The sequence below is a fragment of the Campylobacter sp. LR291e genome (assembly GCF_008633915.1).
Classification (GTDB): Bacteria; Campylobacterota; Campylobacteria; order Campylobacterales; family Campylobacteraceae; genus Campylobacter_D.
The window spans coordinates 33,116-44,539 of sequence record NZ_VJNV01000012.1; the positions used below are offsets into that span (position 1 = coordinate 33,116).

The window sequence follows — 11,424 nt, forward strand, 5'->3', positions numbered from 1 at the left end:
CCGTGTGTTTATTTACGATTTGGGGCAGCCTTTGCTTCGGCAGAATTTGGAAATTCTTGCTTTAAGGCCTTGTAAAATTTATTTGCACTTGCAGTGTCTCCAACCTTATCCAAAGAAATTGCAGTGTGATATAAAAGCTTTGGATAATAATCTGACTTTTTACCTCCATGAGAGGTGCTTATCTTATAGTAATTAAAGGCACTAGCGTAGTTTTTTTGCTTATATTGAATTTCACCTAGATAGAAATTTGCTGTAGCAGGGCGATATTGTTTGCTAACAAGATATTGAAATTTTTCACCAGCACTTTCTAGGCTATTTTTGTTAAATTCGCTTAGGGCAAGTTCTAAAATTTCATTATTTTGTTTCTTTTTCCAACTATCATCAACCTTTTTTTCAGTTACTTTTTTTGTTTCTTCTTTTACATCGGGCTTTTTTTCTTCATTTTTTACACTAGGGGTTAATAAAGCAGAAGCAGAGCTTAAATTTCTATCAATTTCATTTTTAGAAACATAGTTATCATTAATAGAATCAACTAAAGAACTTAATTCTATTAAAATTGTTTTAATTTGTTTATTATTTTTTTCTTGAATTGTTCTACTTTCTTCCACATAGGCTTTAAGGGCGGCAAGTTCATTGCTTAAATTATTATCATCATAGCTATTTTCAAGCTGGGCAAGACGAGAAGTTGATTTTGCATATTGAGAATTTATACCCTCTAAAGTACTTTGCAAACCTTCTAATCTTTCATTTGTTTCATTAATTTTAGCGTTTATTTGTGAGTAATTATCACTTAAAAAATCTATTTTTTCTTTAAAATATTTTTCATTAGCGTTTAAGCCATAAGGCGTAGAACTGCTAGCAACTCCAGCACCAAAGGCAGAAGTTTCTGCATAAAGAAAGGTAGCCCCACATAGGGCTACCAGGAATGTTTTTTTCATTAATTATCTTGCTAGTTTAAATTCTGCACGACGATTTTGTGCATCGCAAGCTTTTGTTTTGTCTGTACAAACAGGATTAGTTTCGCCATAGCTTTTAATAGCGATTCTATCAGTATTTACACCTTGAGTAACAAGTGCATCTTTAACAGCTTTAGCCCTTTTTAAACCTAAAGCTTGATTGTATTCATCAGTTCCCCACTCATCGCAGTTTCCTTCGACAGTAATGCTTACACCACTAACTTCTGTATTGAAGATATTTGCATTTGTATTAACTACTGATTGCATATCACTTCTAATATTGAATTTATCGAAGTCAAAATATACTTTTTCTAAAGTATCGTTTAATCTACTGATTCTAGAATCAATACTTTCTATGTCTTGACTACCAGTTGCCTTAGAAGTATCAACTGTAGTATCACTACTTACAGAGGTTTTTTTAACACTACAACCACTGATGATAATTGCAAGAGCTGCAATTGACGAAAAAATAACTTTGTTCATTTAAGACCTTTCTAAAAAAAATGTTGCGATATTATACCTAAATTTTAATTAAAATCAAGATAAAAATAAATTTTTTTACCAATCAATAGATTGAATTTTTCCTACCTTTAAGGGAAAATAAAAAGTTTTATTAGCATTAACGCGTATAACACCTAAGGCACTTTGGGCACCTAAATGTTTTATAAATACTATACTTCCTCCATCGCTTGAAAATCTAGGAAATAAATTCTTTCCATTTGCAGTAAGCTGTCTAATATAATCACTCTTAATAGACATTAAATAAATATTAAATACGCCTGATTGATTTGGTTCTCTACTTGAATAAACTAAAAAGTCTTTATAAGTAGAAACGGCTGAATTATTTTTCCCATGAAATACCACTTGTTCGGCTGATTTGCTATTTAAGCCTTGCATAAAGATATTTGGATAACCAAGTCTTTCTGATACAAAAACAATCCTTGACTCATCTTCTCCTATGAAATTTCCATTTACATCTATACCACCATAATTTGTAAGTTGGCTAACTTTTTTTGTATTTAAATCATATAAATACACATCAGGTTGGTCTTTTGGTGCCATAGTGATCAAAACTTTTTTGCCATCATTACTAACATCGCTAGCTACTACCATTCCACCACTTGAAAGGATTTTAGTGGCCCTATTATTAGTTAAATCATAGCGATAAAGTGTTGGCATATCATGGTCGTATGCTGTATAAAAAAAGGCAGTTTGTTCTACATTTGCCCATTTTGGAAAAAGATTTAAACCCCCATCTACTATAACCTTTTGATAGGTTAGGGTATAATCAGCCATTATTATTTGACTTTTTTTAGAACCAGCCGTCCTAGCTATTAAAATTTTATGGTCCATCCATTCAACAGGAGCAAGTCCTAGAAAACCAACAGAATCCTTTACGCTTTTATGTGATAAAAAAGGATAAAGTTCTACATTATTTACACTATAATTTTGATTAGATTTTTGAGCTCCACCGGCTTTAATCACTACATTTAAATTTAAGCCTTTGCCATTTTTTGTAAGCTCATATTCAAAGGTATAATTTGTACTTTCACTACCTTCGCTAACCACTTCAAAATTGGAACTTACCTTTAAGTCGTTTACAAGTATATTGTAAAAACTGCGTTTTAAATTACCATCATTTAAGGCATTAGAATTATCCTTAACTATAATCTTTGGCAAAGCAACGCCCTTATTTATAACCTCAATCACAGGGTCTTCTGCATAAACAATGCCTAAACACAACAAACAAAGTATTAAAATCTTTTTCACTATAAGCTCCTAACTTGTATTAAATTTCTAAATTTTACATAAGAAAATTTAACAAAATAAAATTTTATTAATAAATTTTATCATTTAAATGTTTTCTTGATGCAAAATAAAGCCCATTTGCTAAGATTAAACAAGCACTCATAACAAGGGCTAGTACTAAAGGGGTATTTGCATTTGTAGCACCTACTATAAAAGAAATAAAACCAGCCAGTGCAAATTCTACCATTCCTAAAATAGCAGATGCTGTACCTGAGTGTTCTTTAAATCTTGCCATGGCTAAGGTAGTTGTGTTTGGGGCTATAAAACCTAGCATTGATATACCTATAAAAAGTGCAATCTCAAAAAGCCAGAAATTTGGATATATAAAAGAGGTTAAAAGCACTATTAAAAGCGAGATTAGCATTACTAGCAAGGAAAGGGCTAGAATTTTTTCAGGGTCATAGCTTTGTACCCATTTTGCATTTACATTTGCAAAGATTATAAAGCCTAGTGAATTTACGCCAAAAAGTATAGCATAGGCTTGTTCTCCTAAGTTAAAAAATTTAGTAAATACAAAATTTGAACCTGTCAAATAAGCAAACATTGACGCAAGGGCAAGGGCAGCTACAAAGGTATAAACTAAAAAAGGCTTATCTTTTAATACTGCTTTATAACCTTGCATAGCTTCTTTATGTGAAAATTTCCTTTCTTTTAAATGCGGTGCACTTTCTTTAAAGCCAAAAAGAACCATAATAAAAAGTAAAATTCCTAATAAAAAAAGCGTTGTAAATATACTTTGCCAAGAAAAATATTGAAGTAAAATTCCACCAAATGTAGGCGATAACATAGGGGCTAGTGACCTTACTACCATTATCAAGGCAAAGATTGCAGCGGCGTCTTTTATCTCAAATAAATCATTCACAATAGCCCTTGCTATAACCACTCCAGCACAACCTCCAAGGGCTTCAAAAAAACGCAAAATAATAAAGCTATTAATATCATCAATTACCACACAACCCAAACTTGACATAATAAATATAAAAACCCCTATCAAAATAGGCTTTTTTCGCCCAAAAATATCGCTTAATGGTCCATAAATTAATTGACCAAAGGCAAAAGCTATAAAAAAACTAGCAAGGGAAAGTTGAGTTAAAAAGGTATTTGTTTTAAAACTTTCTTCTACATGAGAAAGCGCGGGCAAGTACATATCAGTCGAAAGAGGTGCCACGCTTGACATAAAGGCTAGAATAACTACAAGCTTAAATTTGGCAAAGCCATGGAATTTTGAATGTTTTAACATTTTGTAACCTTTATTATTTTATATTTGAAAGAAGTTAGAATTTTACTAAGTTAATCTTATAAAAAACTTTGAATTCCTCCTTAAAGGAGGAATGAATTAAGCAAAGATTGGTACTAGCACAAAGCCTAGGGCAACTGATATTGCGATAGCTAAAATACCCGGTATAAAAAATGGATGATTGAAAATATAATTTCCTATTCTAGTACTACCCGTATCATCCATTTGAACGGCTCCTAAAAGGGTAGGATAGGTAGGAAGTACAAATAGGGCTGAAACAGCGGCAAAGCAAGCAACAAGCATATATGAATCGCCAGGCTGTGTAGCACTTATGCCAAGGGCTGTTATTATAATAGGAGTAATGGCCTTTGCAGTGGCAGCTTGTGAATATAAAAGCATACTTGCAAAAAAGAAAGCTACGGCTAAAAGCGCAGGGATTTGTTGAACCCAATTAGCCGCCATGCTTTTAATCTCTTCTTGATGCCCTGCTACAAAGGTATTTCCAAGCCAAGCTACACCAAAAACGCAAACGCAAGCCGTCATACCACTTTTAAATACGCTAGTTTCAAGTATAGAAGCTGGTTTAACCTTGCAAATTAAAGTAATCAAGCAAGCAGCAGTTAATAAGAAACTCATAATAGCTTCATCTCTTTTTACTATAACAGGGTCTATTAATTTTACATTATTTGAAATGGCAGTTGCATAAAGTACCACACAAAGTACGGCTATTAAAAAAATAGCTACTGAAATTTTAGCACCCGGTTTATCAACTGAGTTTAAAACTTCGCCACTATCCTTTACAAGCCCGGCCTTTAAACGTTCTTGATAAACCTTGTCTTTACTTAAATCAAGATTAGTTATTAAACCCACTATAAAAGCAGTTGCCATACAACCTATAAAGGTAGTTACTATCCAAATAAGTATTAAGGTAGGATAATTCCAACCAAATTCTTCTAAAACTCCACTCATATAAACAACTGCAGCACTTACCGGACTTGCTGTAATGCCAATTTGTGAAGAAACTACCATTAAAGAAAGAGGAGCTGATGGCTTTATATTTTGAGATTTTGCAACATCAACTACAACAGGCATAAGAGAAAATACCGCATTACCCGTTCCCGCAAGTATGGTTAATAACCAACCGCAAGCTGGGGCTAGATAATTTATAAATTTTGGATTTGCCCTAAGAATTTTTTCTGTTATACGAACCATATAATCAAGGCCACCAGCTTGTTGCATGGCTGAAATTGCAGCAATGGCTGCAGCTATGATTAAAATAACATCCCAAGGAATGCTACCTGGTTTCATTCCTAAAACAAGTCCTAAAACGACAACGCCTAAACCTCCAGCATAGCCTATGGCTATACCTCCAAGTCTAATTCCTAGAAAAATCGCCCCTAAAAATACTACTAATTGTGCGATAAGCATTAAAGTTTCCATATATACTCCTAGTTTTGCCTATGTGGATTTAGCATATTTTGAGGCGTTAAAATTTTATCTATTTCTTCTTTTGGTAAATAACCTCTTTCAAGGCAGATATCAGCCACAGGTTTTCCTGTTTGGAGAGCTTCTTTTGCAATGCTAGCTGATTTTTCATAGCCAAGGACAGGATTAAAGGCAGTTACTATGCCTATACTATTATAAACAAAATTGCTACAAATTTTTTCATTTGCGCTAATGCCATCTACGCATTTTGTGGCAAGGGTTAGCATAGCATTTCTTAGCATGGTAATTGAATTAAACAATCCATAAGCAATGACAGGTTCAAAAACATTAAGTTGTAATTGCCCCCCTTCACTTGCAAAGCTGACGGTTACATCGTTGCCTATAACTGCATAGCATACTTGATTAACAACTTCTGGTATTACAGGATTAACCTTGCCTGGCATTATAGAACTGCCCGGTTGCATTTTAGGTAAATTTATCTCATTTAAACCAGCCCTAGGACCTGAACTTAATAATCTTAAATCATTACAAATTTTTGAAAGCTTAACTGAAACGCGTTTTAAAACCCCACTTACTTGCACGTAAGCTCCTGTATCTTGAGTAGCTTCTATTAAATTATCTGCTGTTATAAAAGAATGTCCTGTGATTTCAACAAGCTTTGCTTGGACTAATTTTGCATATCTTGAATCAGCATTTATTCCCGTGCCTATGGCAGTACCACCCATATTTATCTCTTTTACAAGCATTCTAGCTTCTAAAATTCTTTCAATATCTTCTCCTATCATAACAGCAAAGGTTTGGAATTCTTGCCCTAAGGTCATAGGGACGGCATCTTGAAGTTGAGTTCTACCCATTTTTAAAATATCTTTAAATTCTTCTGCCTTCTTTTCAAAAGATTTTTTAAGCACTTTCATATCATCGGCAAAATGCGATAACTCACTAGCTAGTGCCACACGCATAGCCGTAGGATACGCATCATTTGTAGATTGAGATAAATTTACATGGTCATTTGGGTGGCAGTATTGATACTCGCCCTTTTTATGCCCTAAAATTTCAAGGGCTAAATTTGCAATAACCTCGTTTGCATTCATATTTGTACTAGTACCAGCCCCTCCTTGAATCATATCAACTACAAATTGTTCTCTATACTCACCTGCAATTAACTTATCGCAAGCCTTACAAATAGCATCCTTTATATTTGCATCTAGTAATTTAAGGTCAAAATTTGCAAGTGCAGCTGCTTTTTTAACTTGTGCTAAAGCCTTTATAAAGCCTGGATAGCTACTTAATTTATCACCTGTAATATTGAAATTTTGCAAAGCCCTAAAGGTTTGCACTCCATAATACACATCATCAGAAAGTTCTAGTTCCCCGATAAAATCGTGTTCTTTCCTAGTTCCCATAAAAAACCTTTTTAGTGAATTTTTACATAAATCAAAATATCTATGTAAATTGCACGGCATTTTAGTACTTTTATATTTAAACTAAAATTAAATAATAAAAAAGTTATTTTTTGTTAAAAGCTTTAAAATTCGCTTTTGAAAAAAAAAAAAAAAAAAGATTAATAAAAAATTAATATAATTTTACTTAGAATTTTTGATATTTTAAATAAAAGCGATATAAATGAAAGACATTTTAATTAATCAAATGAGCGATGAGTGGCAAGAATTTTTAAAAGATGAATTTAACAAGCCTTATTTTATAGCACTTCAAAATCGTTGTTTAAAAGCACTTGAAGAAAAAGAACCTATTTTGCCAAGTGTTGATTTATTATTTTACGCCTTTAAAATCACGCCTTTAAAGGATTTAAAGGTGATCATCTTAGGGCAAGACCCCTATCACAAAAAAGACCAGGCCATGGGACTTAGCTTTTCTGTACCAAAGGGAGTTAAAATTCCTGCAAGTTTGCGTAATATCTTTAAAGAATTAAACAGCGATTTAGGTATAACAATTTCTACAAATGGGGATTTGAGCAAATGGGCAAAACAGGGCGTTTTGCTTTTAAATTCTATATTTAGCGTTTATGAAAATAAACCACAAAGTCATAAAAATTGGGGTTGGTGTGAATTTAGTGATGAAGTGATTAAAAAGCTAAGTTTAAAGAAAAAAGATTTAATTTTTTTACTATGGGGAAATTTTGCTAAGTCTAAAATTCCATTAATTGATACAAATAAGCATTTTATATTGAGTGCTTCTCATCCTAGTCCACTTGCAAGAAGTGGTTTTTTAGGTTGTAAGCATTTTTCAAAAACAAATTCTTTATTAAAAAAACTTGGAAAAAAAGAAATTATTTGGGCTTAGTTTTATATAATTTTACTTTTAAAGGAAAATTATGGCAAAACTTTTTTTACAATCCTTAGGTTGCAATAAAAATTTAGTAGATAGCGAAATAATGCTTGGATGTTTAAGCATGTATGATTTAACACAAGAGGCAAACAAGGCTGATATTTTGATAGTAAATACCTGTGGTTTTATCAAAAGTGCAAAAGAAGAAAGCATACAAGCTATTTTAAATTTACATAGCATTCGCAAAAAAGATTCCTTGCTTATAGTAACTGGTTGTTTAATGCAAAGGTATAAAGATGAGTTGATTAAGGCCTTGCCTGAGGTGGATTTATTTACCGGCGTTGGCGATTATGAAAAGATAGATGAGTTGATAATAAATAGGCAAAATTTATTTTCAAATTCTACTTATTTACAAAGCACAAATTCAAAAAGGATAATTACTGGCTCAAAACACCATGCCTTTATTAAGATAAGCGAGGGCTGTAATCAAAATTGTTCTTTTTGTGCCATTCCTACTTTTAAAGGTCGTCTTCAATCAAGAAGCATTAAAAGCATAACAGAAGAGGTTGAAGATCTAGTAAGTAAGGGCTTTAAAGATTTTTCTTTTATAGCACAGGATAGTTCTTCTTTTTTACTAGATAAGGGCGAAAAAAATGGACTCATTAAACTTATAAAAGAAATTGAAAAAATAAAGGGCGTTTTGGTAGCTAGAATTTTATATCTTTATCCAAGTACTACTACTAAACAATTGATAAAAACAATTATAGATTCTAAAATTTTTGCAAATTATTTTGACATGCCCCTACAGCATATAAATGAAAATATGTTAAAGATAATGCAAAGAAAGCATAGTAAAAAGCATATTTTAGAACTTTTAAGTTTAATGAGAAAGGCAAAGGATAGCTTTTTAAGAACGGGCTTTATAGTGGGTCATCCGGGTGAGAAAGAAAGCGAATTTAATGAATTATGCGAGTTTATAGCAAATTTTAATTTTGATAGGATCAGCCTTTTTGCTTACTCAAAAGAAGAAAATACAAGAGCCTTTGATATGGTCCAAATTCCAAGGTCTACTATAAATTCTCGTCTTAAACGGCTTGAAAAAATAGTAGAAAATTCCATAAATAAAAGCTTTGAAAATAGGGTAGGACAAAGGGTTTTAGTTATTTGTAATGGGCAAAGTAGCGAAGGGGAGTTTTTTATAGGTGCAAAGGAGTTAATCTGGGATAGGGACATTGATGGAGAAATTTTAATAAATGAAAGCCTGTGTGGGCCTTTACAAATAGGCGAGATTTATGAGTGTGAAATTTTAGAACATTTAGATAAAAAATTACTAGCAAGGGCTATTAAAAAATATGAAAATTGAGCTTAAATATTTAAGGCTTTTAAGGGGTAAAAAAAATTTACTAGCCTTTAGTTATGGGGGCGATAGCAGGGCTTTATTTGAGTGTTTATTAAGGCAAAATATAAGCTTTGATTTAGCCTTGATTAATTACAAAACAAGAAAGCAAAGCGATTTAGAAGAAAAAAAGGCAAAAGAGTTAGCAAGTAAATTTAATAAGCAAATTTTTACAAAAACAGCTCCCAAATTTAAGAACAATTTTGAAAGCAAGGCTAGGGAGTTTAGATACGCTTTTTTTAAAGAACTTTGCGAAAAAAAGGGCTATGAAAATGTACTTTTAGCCCACCAGTTAAACGATAATTTTGAATGGTTTTTAATGCAGTTTTCCAAGGGGGCCGGTTTTTTAGAACTTAGTCCCATGCAAGATATAGTTAAAAAGGATAATTTTTTATTAATAAGACCTTTTTTAAATTTTAGCAAAAATGAAATTTTAGCCTTTTTAAAGCAAAATAATATTTTTTATTTTGAAGATGAAAGCAATGAGAATGAAAAATTTAAGAGAAATTACATTAGAAAGCATTTTAGTAATGAATTTATAAACAATTTTGAAAGAGGTGTTAAAAAAAGCTTTGAGTACATAAACAAGGATTTAAGCCTTTTAAATACTGAAATTTTAGAATTTAAGGGGATTTTGTATTGTGCTATAAATGAAAGCGTGATTGCAAGGGCTGTTAAAAGATTTGGCATTGTTATGAGTGCAAAGCAAAGAAAAGAAAGTAAAAAAGACTGCGTTATAAGTGCTAAATTAGGCATTTGCTACGCCTTTAACAAGGCCTTTATTTTTAACTTTGAAAATGCTTTAAAAATGCCAAAAAGCTTTAAAGAAGAATGTAGAATCAATAAAATCCCAAAGTTACTTCGCCCTTATCTTTTTAATCATAATGTCAATATAAAGGAGTTTTTAGCAAGGGTAGTAGTTTAATGTTATAGCAATCTTTTTAAACCATCATTATAAAAAAAATTTATGAAATTTAAATGTTAAGTACAATCGCGTTTATACTCGCCTTGTAGTAGCTTTTGTTTTACAATTTATTATGCTACAAATGAGCTTTTAAAGGTCTAGGTTATACCATTTCTTTTAAGTTAATGTTTTTGTTTGTTTTTAAATTTGGTTCTTTTATATTTACTTAATTTTTTCGGTATTAAGCAAGATAAGATACAATTTACTTTGGGCTTAGCCATAGGGTCGAGACCACTATATGGTTAAATTTTTTTAATATTAAAAAAGGAGTGCTTTCTTACTCATCTTTAAATATGTTTTTTACTTAAATAATTTATTTGTTGTTCTAGTGCTTTTGCAATGAAAGCCGACCTAGAAAGTCCTAATGTTTGTGAGTATTTATCGGTTTTGCCTATTATGCTTTCTTTTAAGGTTATGGCTAAATTTTTACTTTTATCCTTTGAATTTGGTCCTTTAATCTTATCGCCACATTTTAGCATAACTTCTATAGCCCCACTAAAAGCACTTTTAACATTCTCAATCGCTGTGGCCTCACTTTGACCGTCGCCCATTATATAAGGAAAATCCTTATATCTTGCGAAATACCCTCCACCTTCTTCATCGCTTAATTTTCGCACTATAATCTCATAGGGCAAATTCAAATAATAATTTATATCCTTTTTCATAATCACCTTTAATTATTTTTTTATAAATTTTTTACTTACTCATAAGAGCATATTATAATAAAAATAAATAAAAATATTTTAAAGCCAACTTGAAATAAAAATAAGCATAAAAAAAAGGAGTGCTTTCGCACTCCTAAACATTCACTAGCAAACTCTAAACTAAACTAGCTATTGAAGTAAGCTAAGAACATTTTGTTGAGATGCATTTGCTTGGGCTAGTGCGTAAGTACCACTTTGGGCTAAGATACTAGTTTTTGAGTAGTTTGAACTCTCACTTGCAAAGTCAACGTCTCTAATGGTAGATTCAGCTGATTTAAGATTAACTTGTGTAACTGTTATGTTATTTATAGTTACTGTTAATTGATTTTGCACAGAACCTATATCAGCTCTAATTGCATCAAGGTCAGCTATAGCAGTTTCAGCTATATCCATAACAGCCATTGCACCTGCTAGGGTAGTAACGCCTGAGGTTGTTGCGTAAGCATCTATACCATTTGAAGCACCTCCATCACTTCCAACCCTAAATGATGCGTATTGAGAAAGACCAGAACCAGCACTAAAACCTGAACCAACACTTACTATGTAGGCATTTGAAATTACACCTGCACTATAATTAACAAAGACTGCGTTAGCTTTAATCAAAGCAGAATAATTATGACCACTAT

Annotated in this window: 11 protein-coding genes; 3 read left to right on the forward strand and 8 right to left on the reverse strand. The window is 32.0% G+C overall.

What is annotated here, in order from left to right; all coding sequences use genetic code 11:
* Positions 1 to 8 precede the first annotated feature (8 nt).
* From FMM58_RS02140 to aspA, 6 genes are all read right to left on the reverse strand, one after another.
* On the reverse strand, positions 9 to 938 hold the full coding sequence (locus FMM58_RS02140) for a tetratricopeptide repeat protein (protein WP_150180350.1): 930 nt from the start codon (positions 936 to 938) through the stop codon (positions 9 to 11).
* A 3-nt stretch (positions 939 to 941) separates the two neighbouring features.
* A complete protein-coding gene (pal, locus tag FMM58_RS02145; protein ID WP_150141820.1) occupies positions 942 to 1,439 on the reverse strand; it encodes a peptidoglycan-associated lipoprotein Pal in 498 nt (165 codons plus the stop codon).
* Positions 1,440 to 1,514: 75 nt separating this feature from the next.
* Positions 1,515 to 2,726, reverse strand: coding sequence for a Tol-Pal system protein TolB (gene tolB, locus FMM58_RS02150; protein WP_150141821.1), 1,212 nt, complete (start codon positions 2,724 to 2,726; stop codon positions 1,515 to 1,517).
* A gap of 67 nt (positions 2,727 to 2,793) precedes the next feature.
* The gene (locus FMM58_RS02155) at positions 2,794 to 4,005 is read right to left on the reverse strand and encodes a multidrug effflux MFS transporter (protein ID WP_150141822.1); all 1,212 of its coding nucleotides are present in this window, start codon (positions 4,003 to 4,005) and stop codon (positions 2,794 to 2,796) included.
* Between the two features lie 96 nt (positions 4,006 to 4,101).
* The gene (locus FMM58_RS02160) at positions 4,102 to 5,442 is read right to left on the reverse strand and encodes an anaerobic C4-dicarboxylate transporter (protein WP_150141823.1); all 1,341 of its coding nucleotides are present in this window, start codon (positions 5,440 to 5,442) and stop codon (positions 4,102 to 4,104) included.
* Positions 5,443 to 5,450: 8 nt separating this feature from the next.
* On the reverse strand, positions 5,451 to 6,851 hold the full coding sequence (gene aspA / locus FMM58_RS02165) for an aspartate ammonia-lyase (protein ID WP_150141824.1): 1,401 nt from the start codon (positions 6,849 to 6,851) through the stop codon (positions 5,451 to 5,453).
* Between the two features lie 220 nt (positions 6,852 to 7,071).
* Between aspA and ung the strand changes: the two genes are divergently transcribed.
* From ung to tilS, 3 genes are read left to right on the forward strand one after another with little or no spacing between them, the layout of a single operon-like run.
* Positions 7,072 to 7,749 carry a uracil-DNA glycosylase gene (ung, locus tag FMM58_RS02170; protein WP_150180351.1) on the forward strand — a complete coding sequence of 226 codons (678 nt, stop codon included), beginning with the start codon at positions 7,072 to 7,074 and terminating at the stop codon, positions 7,747 to 7,749.
* A 31-nt stretch (positions 7,750 to 7,780) separates the two neighbouring features.
* On the forward strand, positions 7,781 to 9,097 hold the full coding sequence (rimO, locus tag FMM58_RS02175) for a 30S ribosomal protein S12 methylthiotransferase RimO (protein ID WP_150180352.1): 1,317 nt from the start codon (positions 7,781 to 7,783) through the stop codon (positions 9,095 to 9,097).
* A complete protein-coding gene (tilS, locus tag FMM58_RS02180) occupies positions 9,087 to 10,055 on the forward strand; it encodes a tRNA lysidine(34) synthetase TilS (protein ID WP_150141827.1) in 969 nt (322 codons plus the stop codon). The genes rimO and tilS overlap by 11 nt, the downstream gene beginning before the upstream one ends.
* 326 nt (positions 10,056 to 10,381) lie before the next feature.
* Here tilS and FMM58_RS02185 read toward each other — a convergent pair whose 3' ends face one another.
* Positions 10,382 to 10,759, reverse strand: a complete 378-nt coding sequence (locus tag FMM58_RS02185; protein ID WP_150141828.1) for a type II toxin-antitoxin system HicB family antitoxin — start codon at positions 10,757 to 10,759, stop codon at positions 10,382 to 10,384.
* Between the two features lie 168 nt (positions 10,760 to 10,927).
* Positions 10,928 to 11,424 (reverse strand): flagellin (locus tag FMM58_RS02190; protein ID WP_263349606.1); only part of this gene is annotated, 497 nt, incomplete at its 5' end.